The 20849-nt window shown below is 70.5% G+C and carries 14 protein-coding genes, 1 tRNA gene and 1 rRNA gene; 13 read left to right on the top strand and 3 right to left on the bottom strand.

The genetic code is table 11. The features are described from left to right. The 3 genes from rrf to ACF073_RS32885 form a co-directional block, all read left to right on the top strand. Positions 1–86: ribosomal RNA gene (gene rrf / locus ACF073_RS32895) — 5S ribosomal RNA — on the top strand; the annotation flags it as partial. 114 nt (positions 87–200) lie between these two features. Continuing rightward, complete coding sequence (locus ACF073_RS32890) at positions 201–863, top strand: DegT/DnrJ/EryC1/StrS family aminotransferase (RefSeq protein ID WP_392075097.1); 663 nt, start codon at positions 201–203, stop codon at positions 861–863. An 84-nt stretch (positions 864–947) separates the two neighbouring features. Next, positions 948–1020, top strand: a tRNA-Thr gene (locus ACF073_RS32885). 49 nt (positions 1021–1069) lie between these two features. On the opposite strand, the gene ACF073_RS32880 is transcribed toward ACF073_RS32885, so the two are convergent. Then, positions 1070–3829, bottom strand: coding sequence for a SpoIIE family protein phosphatase (locus ACF073_RS32880; protein WP_392075090.1), 2760 nt, complete (start codon positions 3827–3829; stop codon positions 1070–1072). 410 nt (positions 3830–4239) lie between these two features. Here ACF073_RS32880 and ACF073_RS32875 point away from each other — a divergent pair, with 410 nt between their 5' ends. From ACF073_RS32875 to ACF073_RS32830, 10 genes are all read left to right on the top strand, one after another. Beyond that, on the top strand, positions 4240–9699 hold the full coding sequence (locus ACF073_RS32875; RefSeq protein ID WP_392075089.1) for a HAMP domain-containing protein: 5460 nt from the start codon (positions 4240–4242) through the stop codon (positions 9697–9699). 292 nt (positions 9700–9991) lie between these two features. Next, entirely contained in the window at positions 9992–10672 is a 681-nt protein-coding gene (locus tag ACF073_RS32870) for a two-component system response regulator (protein ID WP_392075088.1), read from the top strand. 124 nt (positions 10673–10796) lie between these two features. Then, a complete protein-coding gene (locus tag ACF073_RS32865) occupies positions 10797–13574 on the top strand; it encodes a DNA translocase FtsK (RefSeq protein WP_392075087.1) in 2778 nt (925 codons plus the stop codon). 280 nt (positions 13575–13854) lie between these two features. Continuing rightward, positions 13855–14697 carry a helix-turn-helix domain-containing protein gene (locus ACF073_RS32860; protein WP_392075086.1) on the top strand — a complete coding sequence of 281 codons (843 nt, stop codon included), beginning with the start codon at positions 13855–13857 and terminating at the stop codon, positions 14695–14697. Positions 14698–14795: 98 nt separating this feature from the next. Then, positions 14796–16268, top strand: coding sequence for a 30S ribosomal protein S12 methylthiotransferase RimO (gene rimO, locus ACF073_RS32855; protein WP_392075085.1), 1473 nt, complete (start codon positions 14796–14798; stop codon positions 16266–16268). Beyond that, positions 16265–17062 carry a CDP-diacylglycerol--glycerol-3-phosphate 3-phosphatidyltransferase gene (pgsA, locus tag ACF073_RS32850; protein WP_392075084.1) on the top strand — a complete coding sequence of 266 codons (798 nt, stop codon included), beginning with the start codon at positions 16265–16267 and terminating at the stop codon, positions 17060–17062. Before rimO ends, pgsA begins: the two co-directional genes overlap by 4 nt. Continuing rightward, positions 17059–17604, top strand: a complete 546-nt coding sequence (locus ACF073_RS32845; protein WP_392075083.1) for a CinA family protein — start codon at positions 17059–17061, stop codon at positions 17602–17604. Before pgsA ends, ACF073_RS32845 begins: the two co-directional genes overlap by 4 nt. Before the next feature lie 109 nt (positions 17605–17713). Further along, positions 17714–18088, top strand: a complete 375-nt coding sequence (locus tag ACF073_RS32840) for a helix-turn-helix domain-containing protein (protein WP_067133278.1) — start codon at positions 17714–17716, stop codon at positions 18086–18088. A 223-nt stretch (positions 18089–18311) separates the two neighbouring features. Next, positions 18312–18782, top strand: coding sequence for a Dps family protein (locus ACF073_RS32835; protein ID WP_392075082.1), 471 nt, complete (start codon positions 18312–18314; stop codon positions 18780–18782). Between the two features lie 143 nt (positions 18783–18925). Further along, positions 18926–19204, top strand: a complete 279-nt coding sequence (locus tag ACF073_RS32830; protein ID WP_392075081.1) for a hypothetical protein — start codon at positions 18926–18928, stop codon at positions 19202–19204. Here the strand turns inward: ACF073_RS32830 and ACF073_RS32825 are convergent. Beyond that, on the bottom strand, positions 19152–19916 hold the full coding sequence (locus tag ACF073_RS32825) for an SDR family NAD(P)-dependent oxidoreductase (RefSeq protein WP_392075080.1): 765 nt from the start codon (positions 19914–19916) through the stop codon (positions 19152–19154). The genes ACF073_RS32830 and ACF073_RS32825 overlap by 53 nt on opposite strands. An 86-nt stretch (positions 19917–20002) precedes the next feature. Continuing rightward, positions 20003–20848: an Fpg/Nei family DNA glycosylase gene (locus ACF073_RS32820; protein ID WP_392075079.1), complete on the bottom strand. Its 846-nt coding sequence runs from the start codon at positions 20846–20848 to the stop codon at positions 20003–20005. Between the last annotated feature and the right edge of the window lies 1 nt (position 20849).

The raw sequence follows: 20849 nt of genomic DNA, 5'->3' as shown, positions 1-20849 counted from the left end.
GTTACATTCCGAACCCGGAAGCTAAGCCTCACAGCGCCGATGGTACTGCAGGGGGGACCCTGTGGGAGAGTAGGACGCCGCCGAACAAATTTTGAAAAGGTCGGATCCTGAACTTCGGTTCAGGGTCCGACCTTTTTCTGTTGTGCGTAACGTGTCGTTCACGTTGCGAGCACAGCATCCCTGACATGGGAACTGCAGCAATGCTCAGGGCCGCCGGCGTCGGAGTCGGTGACGAGGTCGTCGTACCGGCCTTCGGGAACGTGGAAGTCGCTCAGGCCGTGACCCTGGCCGGCGCGCTGCCGGTCTTCGCCGACATCGATCCGGTGACCTACTGCCTCGACCCCGAGGCGGTCGACGCGGCCGTAACGTCCCGCACCGCCGCCGTCGTTGTCGTCCACCGCTTCGGACGGCGGGCCGACATAGGGCGGTTGCACGCGCTCGGGCAGCGGCACGGACTGCTGGTGCTGGAGCAAGGCGAGTCCGAGGCGCCGTACGACGAGATAGCCCAGCGCAGGCAGCGGGCCGGTTACCTCGATGCCAAGCTGAGGGGCGTACGGACGCCGGACGGCGGTGACGGGCACACCTATCAGCAGTACGTCGTGCGGGTGCCGGGGAACGGCCGGCCGGACCGGGACGCCTTCGCGCGCGCTCTGCGCGCCAGGGGCGTCGAGTGCCGGGTACCGGTGAAGACGCCCGTGCACCGGCTGCCCGAGTTCCGGCGCTGCGTGTCGCTGCCCGAGACCGAACTGGCCGCCGACGAGACGCTCGCGCTCCCCGTGGAAGCGGCGCTCACCAAGCGGGAGATGCACCGGATCGTGTCCGCCTGCAACGCCCTCGGCGGTCTGCTCCAGCCCGCCTTCTGACCGGGCACCGAACGAATTTGGGAACTGAGCCCAGGTCGGGGTACAGTTTCTTCGTCGCCGCGAGGGAAACCTCGAAAGCGACAGGCCCCTATAGCTCAGTCGGTAGAGCGTCTCCATGGTAAGGAGAAGGTCAACGGTTCGATTCCGTTTGGGGGCTCAAGTCAAAAAGGCCCCACCCTTTCGGGTGGGGCCTTTTTCGTGCTTCCTCACGCTTCCTGGTGGATTCCCGGGACCCGCATCGCCAGAATCGCCATGTCGTCCGAGGGAGCGTCCGAGGCGAAACGCTCCACCGCGCGCATGATGCGTGCCGCGACCGCGCCGGCCGTCAGCCCCGTGCACGTCGTGAGGACATCGGCGAGGCCGTCGTCACCCAGCATGCGCGTGCCCTCCCGGCGTTCGGTGACGCCGTCCGTGACACAGAGCAGGACATCGCCCGGATCGAGCGTGACCGTCTCCTCGTACAGGTCCAGGTCCTCGATGACGCCCAGCAGGGGCTGGGGCTCGGCCGCGGGCACCACCGTGCCGTCCTGGCGCAGGCGCAGCGGCAGCGGGTGGCCGGCGCAGACCACCTTCAGCTCGGCGCTGCCGTCCTCCTGCGGTCGCAGCTCGCCGTAGAGGAGGGTCAGGAAGCGGCTGCGGTCGCCCTCGTCCAGGATGGCCGAGTTCAGGCGCTGCAGGACGGCGGGGCCGGACAGGCTCTCCCGGGCCAGCAGGCGCAGGGCGTGCCGGGCCAGGCCGGTGACCGCCGCCGCGTTGGGTCCCGTACCGCAGACGTCGCCGATGGCGAAGCCGTAGGCGCCGTTGCCGATCGGGAAGAGGTCGTAGAAGTCGCCGCCGACCTCATTGCCCTCGCCGGCCGCCCGGTAGATGACCTCGACCTCGACGCCGTCGATGTGCGGCAGGCCCGGCGGGAGCAGGCTGCGCTGGAGGGCCTGGCTGATGGCCGTGCGCTCCGAGTACAGGCGGGCGTTGTCCAGGGCGAGGGCGGCCCGGCGGCTCAGGTCCTCGGCGAGCTCCAGGATCTCCTGGCGGAAGTGCTCGTCGGTGGGCTTGCCGAGGGCCAGCATGCCGATGACGCGGTTGCGGGCCACGAGCGGCAGCACGACCGTCTCGCCGCCCACCGCCGAGGCCGTCGAGAGCGTCGGGCCGATGCCGGGGGAGACCTGGCGCGTGGGACCGCCGGACAGGCCCAGGCTGCGCATGGAGGTACGCAGGGCCGCCTGGTGGGCGACCTCGCCCGGAGTGGTCCAGACGCGGGCGCCGGGTGTCGGTACCGGGTCGGGCGGCGCGATCTTCGACAGCAAGGACTTGATGCCGTCGATGAGTTCCTCGTCCTCGTGCAGGACGTACGACAGATACGGCTCGGAGGCCTGGTCGGCGATGGTGTACACCGCGCACCACGTGGCCAGGGTCGGGACCGTCATCTGGGCCATCAGGGCCAGGGTCTGGTCCCGGTCCAGGGTGCCGGCCAGCAGGTCGGAGGCCTCGACCAGGAAACTCAGGGAGCCGCGGCGCAGCCGCTCCAGCTCGCCGAGCCGGGCCGACTCGACGGCCAGGGCGATCCGGTCGGCTGCGAACTGCAGGCGCAGCGCCTCCTCGTTGGTGTACCGGCCGGGCGCCTCCGCCGCGACGCCGAGGGAGCCGGTGAGGCGGCCCTCGACCTTGAGCGGGACGGTGACGACCGAGCGCATGCCGGTGCCGGCGAGCAGCGGTACGGCTCCGGGGACGGCGCCGAGGTCGTCGTGGACGGCGGGCATGCGGGCGGAGCCGTAGCGGCCGGGGCCCGCCTCGACCGGCACGCGCGCGAAGCGCTGGCGGGCGGAGGGCAGGCCGGTGGAGGCGCGGACCTCCAGTTCGGTCTCGTCGTCGGTGGCGAGCAGCAGGAACGCGGAGTCGCCGTCGAGCATGTCGCGGGCGCGTTCCACCGTGCGCTGGAGCAGGCCGTCGAGGTCGTCCGGGGCGGGCGAGCCGATGAACACCTCGAAGGGGTCGGCGCTCTGCCCGTCGGAGGTCTGGTTCTGGTCGGTGGCCGGGACCCGGGGCGGTGACTGCAGGACGGCGCGCTCGTGGTCGCGGACCAGGAGGCAGACGGTGGACGGCTCGCCGCCGGTGTCGCGGACCCTGAGGTGGGAGGCGTACACCTGGGCCACGCGGCCGTCGGTGCCGCGGATGCCGTACGTGCCCTCCCAGCGGGAGAGCTGGAGGGCCTCGGCGATGCCGGTGCCGGTGCCGGGGGTGTGCGGCCAGGCGGCCAGGTCGGTGAGGGGCTTGCCGATGACCTCGGCCGCCGGGTAGCCGAACAGTTCCTCCGCGTCCTCGTTCCAGGCGCCGATGGAGCCCTTCCGGTCGACCTGGAGCACGGCGACGCGGACCCGGCCGTCGGCCAGCGGCAGCAGGGCGGCGGGCAGGGCGGGGCCGGCGGCGCGGGTGCCGACCGGGCGCTCGGGCAGGTTGAGGTGGAACCAGACGTGCTTGTGGGTGGGGGTGTAGTCGACGCCCCAGCGGGTGGCGAGGGCCGCGCAGAGCTGGAGGCCGCGGCCGCCCTCGCGGTCGGGGCTGCCCATCGAGACGGCGGAGGTCTGGAGGGGGACCTCGCGCTCCGGGTAGCGGTCGGAGACCTCGATGCGCACGCCGTCCTCGGTGCGCAGGCAGAGCACCTCCGCGTGCGTGCCCGCGTGGACGACCGCGTTGGTCACCAGCTCGCTGGTGAGGACGACCGCGTCGTCGACGATGTCGGCGTATCCCCAGCCCTGGAGGGTGTCGCGGACGAAGGACCGGGCGGTCGCGACCGATCGCCCGACGGGCTCGAAACTGGCAGCCGCACGCGCGGTGATCACAAAACTCCTCGGCCGGTTGTCGGCATACAGGGCTGACTGGCCGGCCGGCTCGCGCCGCTGCTGCGGCATCGGCTCGCCCGTCGGCTGCTGCTCCGGGGACTGCTCCCCGGGGATCAGTCCGGTGGTCATGGTGTCCGGCCGCCCCTCCGATGCCCGCTCGTTCTCGTACCACCGCCCAGGCCGGGCGGACCGGTGCGGCTGGACAGCCGCATGCAAGGTTACTTACCTTCGCCGTCCGAGCGGATGCCGGTCGTAGGTGTTTACGCCCCGGGGTGTGCTGACGATGTGCGAAGCTGCCGAACTGTTATGGCCTGGTTCGGCCGGGGTGAAACACTGGGCAAGCTTCTGAGGAAGGTCGGGTCGGGCCGCGTGCGGCCCGTGCCCGCTGGGCAGCAGCCCCTGGTGTGGCCGGATCTCGTCCGGCGGCAATACGCAGCAGTAACGGGTACGCGGAAGTATCCGGTGTGCCGATCACCGGCAGGCCGGGGCCGAAGCGGCCGAGCACGGCAGTAACGGTCTACCCCTCCGGGAGGGACACAGTGGAGTCTGGCGCGGCGACGCGAACCACGAAGACGCGCGCGAAAGGCGAACCGTCCCCTGCCAGGAACGGCGGCACCACCGCCGTGGACACGGCTGCCCTGAACCGGCTGCTGGTGGCGCTCGTGGCGATGCGTGACGGCAACTTCCGCAAGCGGCTCACGGTGTCCGGGGACGGGGTGATCTCGGAGATCGCGGCTGTTTTCAACGAGGTGGCCGACCGGAATCTGCACCTGACCGGCGAGCTGGCGCGGGTGCGGCGCATGGTGGGGCGTGAGGGAAAGCTCACGGAACGGCTGGAGACGGGGGCCTGCGAGGGCTCCTGGGCGGCGGCCGTCGACAACTCCAACGCGCTGGTGGACGATCTCGTCTGGCCCGTGTCGGAGGTCAGCCGGGTGCTCACGGCGGTCGCCGAGGGTGATCTGTCGCCGCGCATGGAGCTGCGGACGCAGGCGCCGGACGGTGGTACGGGGCATCCGCTGCGGGGCGAGTTCCTGAAGGTCGGCCGTACGGTCAACAACCTGGTCGACCAGTTGTCGACGTTCACGGACGAGGTCACGCGCGTGGCCAGCGAGGTCGGTACCGAGGGCAAGCTCGGCGGCCAGGCCCGGGTGCGCGGGATGTCGGGTTCGTGGAAGGACCTGACCGAGTCCGTCAACACGATGGCGTACCGGCTGACGGCGCAGGTGCGGGACATCGCGCTGGTGACCACGGCGGTCGCCAAGGGCGATCTCTCGCGCAAGGTGACCGTGCATGTCGCCGGCGAGATGCTGGAGCTGAAGAACACCGTCAACACGATGGTGGACCAGCTGTCGTCCTTCTCCTCCGAGGTCACGCGGGTGGCCCGTGAGGTCGGTACCGAGGGCATCCTGGGCGGTCAGGCGCAGGTGCCCGGGGTCGCCGGCGTGTGGAAGGAACTCACCGACTCCGTCAACACGATGGCGGGCAACCTGACCGCGCAGGTGCGGGGGATCTCACAGGTCACGACCGCGGTCGCCAATGGTGACCTGTCCCAGAAGGTGACGGTTCCGGCGCGCGGCGAGGTGGCGCAGCTCGCCGAGACGATCAACCAGATGACCGAGACGCTGCGGATCTTCGCGGACGAGGTCACCCGGGTGGCGAACGAGGTCGGCGCGGAGGGGCGGCTGGGCGGGCAGGCGAACGTGCCGGGCGCCGCCGGTACGTGGAAGGACCTGACGGACTCGGTCAACACGGTCTTCCGGAACCTGACCACGCAGGTGCGCGACATCGCCGCCGTGACGACCGCGGTGGCCAGCGGTGATCTGTCGCAGAAGGTCACCGTGGACGTGGCCGGCGAGATGCTGGAGCTGAAGAACACCGTCAACGGCATGGTGGACCAGCTGTCGGCGTTCGGTGCCGAGGTGACGCGGGTCGCGCGGGAGATCGGTGTCGAGGGCGAGCTGGGCGGCCAGGCGCAGGTGTCGGGCGCGGCCGGTACGTGGAAGGACCTGACGGACTCCGTCAACACCGCCTTCCGCAACCTCACCGGGCAGGTGCGCAACATCGCCCAGGTGACCACGGCGGTGGCGAACGGCGACCTGTCGCAGAAGGTCACCGTGGACGTGTCCGGTGAGATGCTCCAGCTGAAGAACACCGTGAACACGATGGTGGACCAGCTGTCGAGCTTCGCCGACCAGGTCACGCGGATGGCCCGGGACGTGGGCACGGAGGGCCGGCTGGGCGGTCAGGCCCGGGTGGACGGCGTCTCCGGCACCTGGAAGGAGTTGACGGACTCCGTCAACTTCATGGCCGGCAACCTGACTTCCCAGGTGCGGCAGATCGCCCAGGTGACGACTGCCGTGGCGCGCGGTGACCTGTCGCAGAAGATCGACGTCGACGCGCGCGGCGAGATCCTCGAGCTGAAGAACACGATCAACACGATGGTCGACCAGCTGTCGGCCTTCGCCGACCAGGTGACCCGGGTCGCGCGCGACGTGGGCACCGAGGGCCGTCTCGGCGGACAGGCGCAGGTGCCCGGGGTCGCCGGTGTGTGGCGGGACCTGACCGACTCCGTGAACGGCATGGCTGGCAACCTCACGGCCCAGGTGCGCAACATCGCGCAGGTCGCCACCGCGGTGGCGCGCGGTGACCTCTCCCAGAAGATCACCGTGGACGCGCGCGGGGAGATCCTGGAGCTGAAGAACACGCTGAACACGATGGTCGACCAGCTGTCGTCGTTCGCCGAGGAGGTCACGCGGGTGGCCCGCGAGGTGGGCACGGAGGGCATGCTCGGCGGTCAGGCCGAGGTCCAGGGCGTCTCCGGCACCTGGAAGGACCTCACGCAGTCCGTGAACTTCATGGCGAACAACCTGACCATCCAGGTGCGCAACATCGCCGAGGTCACGACCGCGGTGGCCAAGGGCGATCTGTCGAAGAAGATCACTGTCGACGCGAAGGGCGAGATCCTCGAACTCGTCACGACGGTCAACACCATGGTCGACCAGCTCTCCAGCTTCGCCGAGCAGGTGACCCGGGTGGCCCGCGAGGTGGGCACCGAGGGCATCCTGGGCGGTCAGGCGCACGTGCCGGGCGTCACCGGTATCTGGAAGGACCTGAGCAACAACGTCAACCTGATGGCCAACAACCTGACCATGCAGGTGCGGAACATCTCCCAGGTGGCCGCCGCCGTCGCCAACGGCGACCTGACCCGGCAGGTGACGATCGAGGCGAGCGGTGAGGTCGCGCAGCTCGCCGACACCATCAACACCATGGTGAAGACGCTGAGTTCGTTCGCCGACCAGGTCACCAAGGTGGCCCGCGAGGTGGGCACGGACGGCATCCTGGGCGGTCAGGCGCACGTGCCGGGCGTGGCCGGCACCTGGAAGGACCTCACCGAGTCGGTGAACGGCATGGCGTCCAACCTGACCGGCCAGGTGCGCAACATCGCCATGGTCACGACGGCCATCGCCAAGGGTGACCTGACGAAGAAGATCGACATTGACGCCCGCGGTGAGATCCTGGAGCTGAAGACGACGATCAACACGATGGTCGACCAGCTGTCGAGCTTCGCCGAGGAGGTCACCCGGGTGGCCCGCGAGGTGGGCACGGAGGGCCAGCTGGGCGGTCAGGCACGCGTGCGTGACGTCGACGGCACCTGGCGCGACCTCACCGAGTCCGTGAACGAGATGGCCGGGAACCTGACCCGGCAGGTGCGTGCCATCGCGCGCGTGGCGACGGCGGTGACCCGCGGCGACCTGAACCTGAAGATCGACGTCGACGCGTCCGGCGAGATCCAGGAGCTCCAGGACTACATCAACAAGATGATCGCCAACCTGCGCGACACCACGATCGCCAACAAGGAGCAGGACTGGCTCAAGGGCAACCTGGCGCGTATCTCCGCCCTGATGCAGGGCCGCCGGGACCTGGCGGACGTCGCCTCGCTGATCATGAGCGAGCTGACGCCGGTGGTATCCGCGCAGCACGGCGCGTTCTTCCTGGCGATGCCGCTGATGGAGGGCAAGGGGGTCGTCAACGGCGAGGACGACTACGAGCTGCGGATGCTCGGCTCGTACGGCTACTCGATGGGCTCCATGCCGACGTCGTTCCGGCCCGGTGAGGCCCTGATCGGCACGGCCGCCGACGAGAAGCGCACGATCCTGGTGGACAACGCGCCCAGCGGCTACCTGAAGATCTCCTCGGGGCTCGGGGAGGCGCCGCCCGCGCAGGTGGTCGTGCTGCCGGTGCTGTTCGAGGGCAAGGTGCTCGGTGTGATCGAGCTGGCGTCCTTCACGCCGTTCACGCAGATCCAGCGGGACTTCCTCAACCAGATCGCCGAGATGATCGCGACCAGCGTCAACACCATCTCGGTCAACACCAAGACCGAGCAGCTGCTCAAGCAGTCGCAGGAGCTGACCGAGCAGCTGCGGGAGCGGTCGGCCGAGCTGGAGAACCGGCAGAAGGCGCTGCAGGCCTCCAACGCCGAGCTGGAGGAGAAGGCCGAGCTGCTGGCCAGGCAGAACCGGGACATCGAGGTGAAGAACACCGAGATCGAGGAGGCCCGGCAGGTTCTGGAGGAGCGGGCCGAGCAGCTCGCGGTGTCGATGCGCTACAAGAGCGAGTTCCTCGCCAACATGTCGCACGAGCTGCGCACCCCGCTGAACTCGCTGCTGATCCTGGCGAAGCTGCTGGCCGACAACGCCGAGGGCAACCTCTCGCCGAAGCAGGTGGAGTTCGCCGAGACCATTCACGGGGCCGGTTCCGATCTGCTCCAGCTGATCAACGACATCCTGGACCTGTCGAAGGTCGAGGCGGGCAAGATGGACGTCTCGCCGACGCGTATCGCGCTCGTCCAGCTCGTGGACTACGTGGAGGCCACCTTCCGGCCGCTGACCGCGGAGAAGGGCCTGGACCTGTCCGTACGGGTCTCCCCGGAGCTGCCGGCGACGCTGCACACCGACGAGCAGCGGCTCCTCCAGGTGCTGCGCAACCTGCTGTCGAACGCGGTGAAGTTCACGGATTCCGGTTCGGTGGAGCTGGTGATCCGGCCGGCGGCGGCGGGTGTGCCGCAGTCCATCCGGGAGCAGCTGCTGGAGGCCGGTTCGCTCACCGATCCGGAGGGCGAGCTGATCGCGTTCTCGGTGACGGACACGGGGATCGGCATCGCGGCCAGCAAGATGCGGGTGATCTTCGAGGCGTTCAAGCAGGCGGACGGCACCACCAGCCGCAAGTACGGCGGCACCGGTCTCGGCCTGTCGATCTCGCGGGAGATCGCGCAGCTGCTCGGCGGTGAGATCCACGCGCAGAGCGAACCGGGCCGCGGCTCGACGTTCACGCTGTACCTGCCGCTGTACCCGAGCGAACTGCCGCCCCAGGGCTACCAGCAGTCCGTGCCGGCCCTGGAGGCCGGCGACCTGGTCGCCTCCGAGGCGCACCTGTCCTCGGAGCTGTCCGCGGTGGAGATCCAGACGCCGGCCGAGGTGAAGTCGTACCAGGAGACGCAGAACGGCGCCGCCGCGCTCTTCCGGCGCCGGCGGCGGAGCCTGCCGGAGGAGACGCACCGGATCGAGCAGTGGACGACCGTCTCCGAGCCGGAGCGGGCGCCGCAGCCGAGCCGTGCGGTGCGGTTCGGCGGCGAGAAGGTGCTCATCGTCGACGACGACATCCGCAATGTGTTCGCGCTCACCAGCGTCCTGGAGCAGCACGGCCTGTCGGTGCTGTACGCCGAGAACGGCCGGGAGGGCATCGAGGTGCTGGAGCAGCACGACGATGTGGCGGTCGTTCTGATGGACATCATGATGCCCGAGATGGACGGGTACGCGACGACCACCGCGATCCGTCGGATGCCGCAGTTCGCGGGGCTGCCGATCATCGCGCTGACCGCGAAGGCGATGAAGGGCGACCGGGAGAAGGCGATCGAGTCGGGTGCCTCGGACTACGTCACCAAGCCGGTCGACCCCGATCATCTGCTGTCGGTGATGCGCCAGTGGATGGGCGCCGAATGACCGCGGCGGGTGTGATGCGCGGCGCGGCCGGGACGGATGTGGCCGCCGCGGTAACCTTCGCGGCCCGCCGGGAGTTGCTCCAGGGCGAGGGCGGGAATCGTGCGGGAATCCCGGATTCCGGGAACCTTCCGGGCTCCTGCGGCGTTTCCGCTACGTGCACAGTGACATCGCGGTGACAGGGTGTGGCGACGGGCGGGGTGCGGCTACGATGACCGGCACAAGGACGGGCGGCGATAGGGAGTCGTCCCCTGGGGCGGCGCCCGGTGTACCGCCGGGGCGAGGAGGGCGGGCCATGGTGCAGAAGGCCAAGATCCTCCTGGTCGATGACCGGCCGGAGAATCTGCTGGCGCTGGAGGCCATCCTCTCTGCGCTCGATCAGACGCTGGTGCGGGCATCGAGCGGGGAGGAAGCGCTCAAAGCACTGCTCACGGACGATTTCGCGGTCATTCTGCTGGATGTCCAGATGCCGGGCATGGATGGATTCGAGACCGCCGCGCACATCAAGCGGCGCGAGCGGACCCGGGACATCCCGATCATCTTCCTCACGGCGATCAACCACGGGCCGCATCACACCTTCCGGGGTTATGCGGCGGGTGCGGTGGACTACATCTCGAAGCCGTTCGACCCGTGGGTGCTGCGTGCGAAGGTCTCGGTCTTCGTCGAGCTGTACATGAAGAACTGCCAGCTGCGCGAGCAGGCGGCGCTGCTGAGGCTGCAGTTGGAAGGCGGTGGCAAGGGCGGGGCGGCCGGCAAGGAACCCGCCGGGCTGCTCGCCGAGCTGTCGGCGCGGCTGGCGGCCGTCGAGGAGCAGGCGGAGGCGCTGTCCAAGCAGCTGGACGACGACTCCGCGGACGCGGCGGCCGTGGCCACGGCCGCGCACCTGGAGCGCAAACTCACCGGACTGCGCCGCGCTCTGGATGCGCTGGAGCCGGGCGCGGGTCCCGGTGGTGCCCCGCTGCCCACGCAGAACTGACGTAGGCCGGGAGCACAGTTGCGGATGAGTGTGCGTCAGTTCCCGTCCTCGGCAGGCACGACACGAACGGGTGAAGCCGTGGGCACGCGTGTCCCCTGTCGTCTCCACCGGTAACCTCACCTCCATGGCCTCACGTCCCTCCGCAGCCAAGAAGCAGCCGGCGAAGAAAGCGGCAGCTCCCGCGAAGGCTCCGGCGAAGAAGGCCGCAGCGAAGAAGGTCCCGGCCAGGAAGGCGCCCGCCAAGAAGGTCGTGAAGAAGGCGGCGCCGCCGAAGCCGGCACCCAGCGCCACAGGCGGCGTGTACCGGCTCGTGCGCGCCGTCTGGCTCGGTCTCGCGCACGCCGTCGGCGCCGTCTTCCGCGGCATAGGGCAAGGTGCGAAGAACCTCGACCCGGCCCACCGCAAGGACGGCGTCGCGCTGCTGCTGTTCGGCATCGCGCTGATCGTCGCCGCCGGCACCTGGGCGGACCTGCGGGGTCCCGTCGGCGACCTGGTGGAGATCCTGGTCACCGGCGCCTTCGGCCGGCTCGACCTGCTGGTGCCGATACTGCTCGCGGTGATCGCCGTACGGTTCATCCGGCACCCGGAGCAGCCGGAGGCCAACGGGCGGATCGTGATCGGGCTGTCCGCGCTCCTCGTCGGTGTGCTCGGGCAGGTCCACATCGCCTGCGGAGCGCCCGCGCGCAGCGCCGGCATGCAGGGCATAAGGGATGCCGGCGGTCTCATCGGCTGGGCGGCGGCCACCCCGCTGACGTACACCATGACCGAGATGCTCGCCGTGCCCCTGCTGGTGCTGCTGACGCTCTTCGGGCTGCTCGTGGTGACCGCCACCCCGGTCAACGCCGTCCCGCAGCGCCTGCGGGCGCTCGGCGTCCGCCTCGGCGTGCTGCACGACCACGAGGCGTACCAGCCCGTCGAGGACGACGGGCACTACGACGAGCAGTGGCGCGAGGCGACGCCGGCGCGCCCGCGCAGGCGCTCCGGCGCCCCACAGGCGTACGACCCCGAGGGCGCCGAGGAAGAGGCCCTCTCGCGGCGCCGCGGGCGCCCCAGGCGCTCCGCGGTGCCTCAGCCGGATCCCCAGCGCCAGATGGACGCCGTGGACGTCGCGGCGGCCGCGGCGGCCGCGCTGGACGGTGCCGTGCTGCACGGCATGCCGCCGTCCCCGCTCGTCGCCGATCTCACCCAGGGGGTGAGCGCGGGCGAGCGCGAGGAGACCACGCCGGTCCCCGCCGCGGAGCCCGCGCCGGCTCCCGAGCCCGAGCTCGACCCCGAGCCGGCGCCGGCGCCGGCGCCGAAGGTGGTTCCGGGCGCCCGGCCGAAGCAGGAGAAGCTCACGGTCGAGGCCGTACCCGACCTGACCAAGAAGGCCCCGCAGCAGCCCCGGGACCTGCCCGCGCGCGCGGAGCAGCTCCAGCTCTCCGGCGACATCACGTACGCGCTGCCCGCCCTCGACCTGCTGGAGCGGGGCGGCCCGGGCAAGACGCGCAGCGCGGCCAACGACGCGATCGTCGCCTCCCTGCGCACGGTCTTCTCCGAGTTCAAGGTGGACGCCGACGTCACCGGATTCACCCGGGGCCCGACGGTCACCCGCTACGAGGTGCAGCTCGGCCCGGCCGTGAAGGTCGAGCGGATCACCGCGCTGACCAAGAACATCGCCTACGCCGTGGCCAGCCCGGACGTGCGGATCATCAGCCCCATCCCCGGCAAGTCCGCCGTCGGCATCGAGATCCCGAACACCGACCGCGAGATGGTCAACCTCGGTGACGTGCTGCGCCTGGCGGAATCCGCCGAGGACGACGATCCGATGCTGGTCGCCTTCGGCAAGGACGTCGAGGGCGGGTACGTCATGCACTCGCTGGCCAAGATGCCGCACATGCTGGTCGCCGGCGCCACCGGCTCCGGCAAGTCGTCCTGCATCAACTGCCTGATCACCTCGGTCATGATGCGGGCGACCCCGGAGGACGTCCGGATGATCCTGGTGGACCCCAAGCGCGTGGAGCTGACCGCGTACGAGGGCATCCCGCACCTGATCACGCCGATCATCACCAACCCCAAGCGGGCCGCCGAGGCGCTGCAGTGGGTGGTCCGCGAGATGGACCTCAGGTATGACGACCTGGCCGCCTACGGGTACCGGCACATCGACGACTTCAACCGCGCGGTCCGCGAGGGCAAGGTCAAGTCGCCCGAAGGCAGTGAGCGGGAGCTGCAGCCGTACCCGTATCTGCTGGTGATCGTGGACGAGCTGGCCGACCTGATGATGGTCGCCCCGCGGGACGTCGAGGACTCGATCGTGCGCATCACGCAGCTCGCGCGCGCGGCCGGCATCCACCTGGTGCTCGCCACCCAGCGGCCGTCGGTCGACGTGGTCACCGGCCTGATCAAGGCCAACGTGCCCTCCCGGCTGGCCTTCGCCACCTCCTCGCTGGCCGACTCCCGGGTCATCCTGGACCAGCCCGGCGCCGAGAAGCTGATCGGCAAGGGCGACGGGCTGTTCCTGCCGATGGGCGCGAACAAGCCGACCCGTATGCAGGGCGCGTTCGTGACCGAGGAGGAGGTCGCGGTCGTCGTCCAGCACTGCAAGGACCAGATGGCGCCGGTCTTCCGGGACGACGTCACCGTGGGCACCAAGCAGAAGAAGGAGATCGACGAGGACATCGGCGACGACCTCGACCTGCTGTGCCAGGCGGCCGAGCTGGTCGTCTCCACCCAGTTCGGGTCGACCTCCATGCTCCAGCGCAAGCTGCGCGTCGGCTTCGCCAAGGCCGGACGGCTGATGGACCTCATGGAGTCCCGCAACATCGTGGGGCCGACCGAGGGGTCCAAGGCGCGTGACGTTCTTGTGAAGGCTGACGAGCTGGACGGCGTGCTCGCGGTGATCCGCGGGGAGTCTGAGGGGTAAGGGCAGAGGGCCGTTCGGCGTAAATCGGTTAATCCGATCGGCGGGGCTCGCCGTGATCCACCCGTTAGGGAGCGGTGGGCAACCGTTTCCCTTTGTCGTACGTCAAGTTGAGCGAGAGGACAGGCAGGGCGTCCATCCTGGGGGTCCGTCTGTCCCGTCCTCGGGATGTCCGGCCATTCCGATGGCGTAAGAACTCCTACCGCCCGGTTGCCCCACCCTTTCGTACCCCCCCTAGACTGAGCTTCCAGCACAGGTGGCTACACGCTCGAAAGGCGCCCCCGTGTCCATCGGCAACTCCCCTGAAGACGAGCGTCCGTTCCGAGACGAGTCCCAGGAAGCCCGACCCTCCGTGGGCCGCGCGCTGCAGCAGGCGCGGATCGCGGCCGGGCTCACCGTGGACGATGTCAGCAGTGCCACTCGTGTCCGCATCGCCATCGTGCACGCCATCGAGGCGGACGACTTCGCCCCCTGTGGCGGCGCCGTGTACGCCCGGGGCCACCTCCGCACGCTGGCCAGAGCCGTCCATCTCGACCCCGAGCCGCTGATCGCCCAGTTCGACGCCGAGCACGGCGGCCGTCCCGCACCGACACCGGCCGCGCCGCTGTTCGAGGCGGAGCGGATCCGGCCCGAGCGGCGGGGCCCGAACTGGACCGCCGCGATGGTCGCGGCGATCGTCGTCGTGATCGGGTTCGTCGGCTTCACCGCGTTCAAGGGCGGCGACGACTCCGGTGACGCGAAGGCGCAGGTCGCCGAGGGCGGCAGCACGCCCGCCACCGCGTCCGCCTCGCCCACCCCCAAGAAGGAGAAGCCGGCCGAGCCGACCGGCGAGCCCTCCGACAGCGCCATCGCCGCGGCACCCCAGGACAAGGTGACCGTGCAGATCAGCGCGCCCAACGGGCGCAGCTGGATCTCCGCCAAGGATCACAACGGCCGGATGCTCTTCGACGGGCTGCTGAAGAAGGGCCAGTCCAAGACCTTCCAGGACAACACCAAGATCAACCTGATCCTGGGCGACGCGGGCGCCATCGAGCTGTACGTCAACGGCAAGAAGATCGACGACACCTTCCGGCCCGGTGCCGTGGAACGCCTCACCTACACCAAGGGCGACCCGGTGGCCGGCTGACGCGGCGGGTACGGCGGGATCCGGCGGAGGCGGCCTCGACCGGCACGGTCCGACCCCGTCGACTTGGGCTGTCAGCGAGACGAAGTAGTCTTGAGCCCATGCCTGAACGCCGTACCGTCGCACTAGTCACTCTCGGCTGCGCCCGTAACGAGGTGGACTCGGAGGAGCTCGCAGGCCGTTTGGAGGCGGACGGCTGGCAGCTCGTCGAGGACGCCGCGGACGCGGATGTCGCCGTGGTCAACACCTGCGGCTTCGTCGAAGCCGCGAAGAAGGACTCCGTCGACGCCTTGCTGGAGGCGAACGACCTCAAGGATCATGGCAGAACCCAGGCCGTCGTGGCGGTGGGCTGCATGGCCGAGCGGTACGGCAAGGAGCTGGCCGAGGCGCTGCCCGAGGCCGACGGCGTGCTCGGCTTCGACGACTACGCCGACATCTCCGGCCGCCTGCAGACCATCCTGTCCGGTGGCATCCACGCCTCCCACACCCCGCGCGACCGGCGCAAGCTGCTGCCGATCAGCCCGGCCGAGCGCCAGGAGTCGGCCGTCTCGGTGGCGCTTCCGGGGCACGCCCCGGCCGACCTCCCCGAGGGCCTCGCGCCCGCCTCCGGGCCGCGCGCGCCGCTGCGCCGCCGCCTGGACGGCGCCCCGGTCGCCTCGGTCAAGCTCGCCTCGGGCTGCGACCGGCGCTGCTCCTTCTGCGCCATCCCGTCCTTCCGCGGCTCCTTCATCTCCCGCCGCCCCAGCGACGTCCTGAACGAGACGCGCTGGCTGGGCGAGCAGGGCGTGAAGGAGATCATGCTGGTCTCCGAGAACAACACCTCCTACGGCAAGGACCTCGGCGACATCCGCCTGCTGGAGTCCCTGCTGCCGGAGCTCGCCGAGGTCGACGGCATCGAGCGGGTGCGGGTGAGCTACCTGCAGCCGGCCGAGATGCGCCCGGGACTCATCGACGTACTGACCTCGACGCCCAAGGTCGCCCCGTACTTCGACCTCTCCTTCCAGCACTCGGCGCCCGACGTGCTGCGCTCCATGCGCCGCTTCGGCGACACCGACCGGTTCCTGGAGCTGCTGGACACCATCCGGAGCAAGGCCCCCGAGGCCGGGGTGCGCTCCAACTTCATCGTCGGCTTCCCCGGTGAGACCGAGTCCGACCTGGCCGAGCTCGAGCGTTTCCTGAACGGCGCCCGGCTGGACGCCATCGGTGTCTTCGGCTACTCCGACGAGGAGGGCACGGAAGCGGCGACGTACGGCAACAAGCTGGACGAGGACGTCGTCGCCGAGCGCCTGGCCCACATCTCCCGGCTCGCCGAGGAACTCGTCTCGCAGCGCTCCGAGGAGCGCGTCGGCGAGACCGTGCGGGTCCTGGTGGAGTCGGTGGACGAGGAGGACGGCGTCCACGGCCGCGGCGCGCACCAGGCTCCGGAGACCGACGGCCAGGTGCTGCTCACGGGCGGCGCGGGCCTGAGCGTCGGACGTATGGTCGAGGCGAAGGTGGTCGGTACGGAGGGTGTCGACCTGATCGCCGAGCCGCTGACCGGCTCGCTCGGGTGTAGTGAGGAGGCGGGCAGATGACCGGAGTCCCGGCATCCGCCGCGGGCGGCTCCTCCGGCGCGCACGGCGCCCGGGGTTCCGCCGCCGCTGCCGACGGCGTTGCGTCCGAGGTCTCCGGTTCTGCTTCGGTCTCCGGTTCCGTTTCGGGTCCGCCCGGTCCTGCTGCCGACCCCGAGGGGGGTGCGCGGCCCGCGCGCGGCGGGAAGATCGCGGCGGCGGCCGTCAACCAGGCCAGTGTCTGGAACGTCGCCAATCTGTTGACGATGCTCCGGCTGGTCCTGGTGCCCGGCTTCGTGGCGCTGATGCTGGCCGACGGCGGCTACGACCCGGCCTGGCGCTCGCTGGCCTGGGCGGCCTTCGCCGTCGCCATGATCACCGACCTGTTCGACGGGCATCTGGCGCGCACCTACAACCTGGTCACCGACTTCGGGAAGATCGCCGACCCCATCGCCGACAAGGCGATCATGGGGGCGGCGCTCATCTGTCTCTCCGCCCTCGGTGATCTGCCCTGGTGGGTGACCGCGGTGATCCTCGGCCGGGAGATCGGCATCACCCTGCTGCGTTTTCTGGTCATTCGCTATGGCGTGATCCCCGCCAGCCGGGGCGGCAAGCTGAAGACGCTCACCCAGGGCGTGGCCGTCGGGATGTATGTCCTGGCACTGACGGGGTGGCTGGCCACCCTGAGGTTCTGGGTGATGGCGGCGGCGGTCGTTCTGACCGTTCTGACCGGCCTCGACTACGTAAGACAAGCCATTGTGCTGCGCCGCCAGGGAATCGCCGAGCGCGCGGCGGCGTTGGAGGAGAAGGAAGCGTGAGTTCCGGGGCCGCCGAAGTCGTGCGACTACTGACGGTGAGAGGCGAGACCCTCGCCGTCGCCGAGTCGCTGACGGGTGGCCTGGTCGCGGCGGAGATCACCGGGGTGCCCGGGGCGTCCCGGATGTTCCGGGGCTCGGTCACCGCCTACGCCACCGAGTTGAAGCATGAGCTGCTCGGTGTCGACGCCACCCTGCTGGCTCAGCGGGGAGCGGTGGATCCGCAGGTCGCGGGCCAGATGGCGGCCGGAGTGCGCAAGGCGCTCGGGGCCGACTGGGGCATCGCGACCACGGGTGTGGCCGGTCCCGATCCGCAGGACGGGAAGCCCGTCGGGACGGTCTTCGTGGCCGTCGACGGACCTCTCATCGACCGCACCGGTTCTGCCGGTGGCGGAAAAGTCGAGGCTCTGCGGTTGAACGGCAGCCGTGCGGAAATCCGTAGGGAGAGTGTACGGAGCGTACTCGCAGTGCTTCTGGAGCAGCTTGCGGGCGAACAGACCGGGAATGAGCGGGCACAGGATACGGAACGGAACGGGGGGTTTTGATGTTTGCAGCCCTGAGTGAACACGACATCGCTCCCCGCACGGCCGCGGCGCAAGGCGGTACGGTGGGGCGAGAAGGATGCGGCTACGCGGTCCGAGGAGGGAGCCACCGATGATTCTGCTCCGTCGCCTGCTGGGTGACGTGCTGCGTCGGCAGCGCCAACGCCAGGGCCGTACTCTGCGCGAAGTCTCCTCGTCCGCCCGAGTCTCACTCGGCTATCTCTCCGAGGTGGAGCGGGGGCAGAAGGAGGCGTCCTCCGAGCTGCTCTCCGCCATCTGCGACGCGCTGGACGTACGGATGTCGGAACTCATGCGAGAGGTGAGCGACGAACTGGCGCTCGCCGAGCTGGCCCAGTCCGCTGCGGCCACCGAGCCCGTGCCCACGCCGGTCCGACCGATGCTGGGCAGTGTGTCGGTGGCTGGTGTGCCACCGGAACGGGTGACCATCAAGGCGCCCGCGGAGGCCGTGGACGTGGTCGCCGCGTGAGGTGCGCGAGCGCGGTCTGACGCCCCGATACGAGTGAAGCCCTGGCCGGCTTCTCCAGGGAGACCTGGGAGAGCCCGGCCGGGGCTTCTTTGCGTTTCCCGCTTCCTCTCGGTGGCGCGGAGCCGGTCACCGAGGGTGTCCGCTCTGCGTCCATTTGCCGGTATTGCCTGGTGCGGTCATGGTGGGAGGGATGTGACGGCGCCCCAAGCACCGGAGGAAGCGGATGTATGTCGTGAAGAGCTCGCTGGCCGACGCGGACCTGAAGACCGTGGCCGAGGCGCTGCAGGGCGCCCTCGTCGATCTGGTGGACCTGTCCCTGGTCGCCAAGCAGATCCACTGGAACATCGTCGGCCCCCGCTTTCGCTCCATCCACCTCCAGCTCGACGAGGTCGTCGCCTCCGCCCGTACCCACTCGGACACGGTGGCCGAGCGGGCCTCGGCGCTGGGCGTACCGCCCGACGGGCGCGCGGCCACGGTGGCCTCCAGCAGCGGCATCAAGGCCACTCCGTCGGGGTGGATCAAGGACGCGGACGGCGTCGGGGCGATGGTGGACGCCCTGGGTTCGGTGATCGTCCGGATGCGGGAGCGGGTGAACGCGACCGGTGAGCCGGACCCGGTGTCCCAGGACATCTTCATCGGGATCACCGCGGATCTGGAGAAGCATCACTGGATGTTCCAGGCGGAGAACGCGTAGCGGTGCGGTCGGCCGCACCAGCCGCACCTGCCTGTCGCGCCCGCCGCACCTGCCGCGGTTCGACGGTGCATCGGTGAGCCCGTGGTGCGCCTCCCGTGCGGGACGGGTGACGGTCTAACGTCCGGCTGGAGGTGATGGCGGGCATGGTGGGACGGATAGTGCGCTGGGGGATGGCGCTCGGGTTCGGGGCGGTCTGGTGGTGGGCCGTGCTGCGGCTCGCCGTCGGGGCGGGCTCGGGCGTGCTGGAAGGCGCCGTGGCGGTCGGCGGCTGGGGGCTGAGCCTGCTGCCCGTGCACTGCGCGCCCGAGGGGCGCGCGATCGGCGCGATGCCCACGGGGCGCTGGGCGGCCGCCTGGCGGACCGGCGAGATCACCAGGGCATCGCGACACCCCCGTTCGGGCGAAGTATCTGGCCCGTCGTGAACGCCGACGCGTCCGAGGCCAGATACAGCACCGCGTGCGCGATGTCGTCCGCCTCGCCGACCCGGCCCAGCGGCGTGATCCGGGTCATCACGGCCTCGGTGTGCGCCTGTGCCGCGCGGTCGTGGCGCTCGGTCATGGGGGTGCGGATCCAGCCCGGCGCGACGGCGTTGACCCGGATGCCCTGCGGGCCCACCTCGGTGGCGAGCGTCTTGGTCAGCTGCACCACGGCCGCCTTGGCCGCGCCGTAGCAGAGCAGGCCGGCGCCGCCGGTGTCGATCGCACCGGACGCCATGGTGACGATGCTGCCGCGGGTCCCGCCGGCGAGCATCAGTCGGGCCGCCTCCTGGCAGGCGTGGAGCGCGCCCTTGAAATTGACGTCCAGCACCCGGTCGAGATCCTCGTCCCGGGTCTCCAGGACCGGGCTGCTGTGCATGATCCCGGCGATCGCCGCCATGACGTCCAGCCGCCCGCAGGACCTGACCGCCTCGCCGAGCCGGGCCCGGTCGGTGACATCGAGGACATGGACACGGGCCGTACCGCCGCGATCCTCGATGAGTGCGGCCGTGCCGTCCAGGCCGTCCGCGTCCCGGTCGGCGCAGTGCACGGTCGCGCCCGCCTCGGCGAGCAGCACGGCGGAGGCCCGGCCGATGCCGCCGGCGGCGCCGGTGACGAAGGCGGTCCGTCCGCTGAGGTCGTACGCGCTGAGGGCCATGCTGGGACGGTACGAGCATTTCTGACGGGTCGTCAATTAGCGTGCTGCGCTCATGGGCAGGGGCGGCCGGCCGGGGTGACGGGCGGTCAGCCGGTGCGGCGGGGGTAGGCGGTCCGCCGGCGGTACGGTGCGCCGGGGGCGGGGGTGGGGCCGGTCTGGCAGACGGGGCACCAGTAGGTGGGGCGCTCCTGGGAGCCGTCGCCCTGGTCGGCCACCCGGACCGGGGTGTTGCAGCGCAGGCACGGGCGGCGTGCGCGACCGTAGACGAACAGGTCGTGCCGGTGCAGACCGGTGGTCTGCCGGACCGGGCGCTCGCGGTTCGCCTCCAGGAGCCGTTTGGCCAGGCCGGGTAGCTTCTCGGCGCGGTCCGCCGGGAGCGCGCCGGCCGGCAGCCAGGGGGTCACGCCGAGCAGGAAGCACAGTTCGCTCTTGTAGACGTTGCCGATGCCGGCCAGATTGCGCTGGTCCAGCAGGGCCTCGCCGAGCTGGCGGGCGGGGTCCGCCAGGAGATTGGCCAGGGCCCGCTCGGGGTCCCAGTCGGGGCCCAGCAGATCGGGGCCGAGGTGGCCGACGACCCGTTCTTCCTCGGTCGTGCGCAGCAACTCCAGGACCTGGAGCCGGTAACCGACGGCCGTGCGGTCGGCGGTGCCGAGGATCGCCCGGATCTGGTGGGCCGGTCCGCCCCGCCAGCGCTCGTCCGGGCCGTACACCCTCCACGCCCCCTCCATGCGCAGATGGGTGTGCAGGGTCAGGCCGCCCTCGAACCGGGTGAGCAGGTGCTTGCCTCGCGGGATCGTGCCGAGCACGCCGCGGCCGGTCAGGTCGGCCGTCGCGTACTTCGGTACGCGGAAGTCGCTGCGGATCAGCATCTTCCCCGCGAGGGCCTCGTGCAGCCGCCGCGCGGCCTGCCAGACGGTGTCACCTTCGGGCATG

Source organism: Streptomyces sp. NPDC015171 (assembly GCF_043079545.1).
GTDB lineage: Bacteria > Actinomycetota > Actinomycetes > Streptomycetales > Streptomycetaceae > Streptomyces.
The sequence above is the reverse complement of the archived record's forward strand: the minus strand, read 5'-3'. Positions and strand labels throughout refer to the sequence as shown.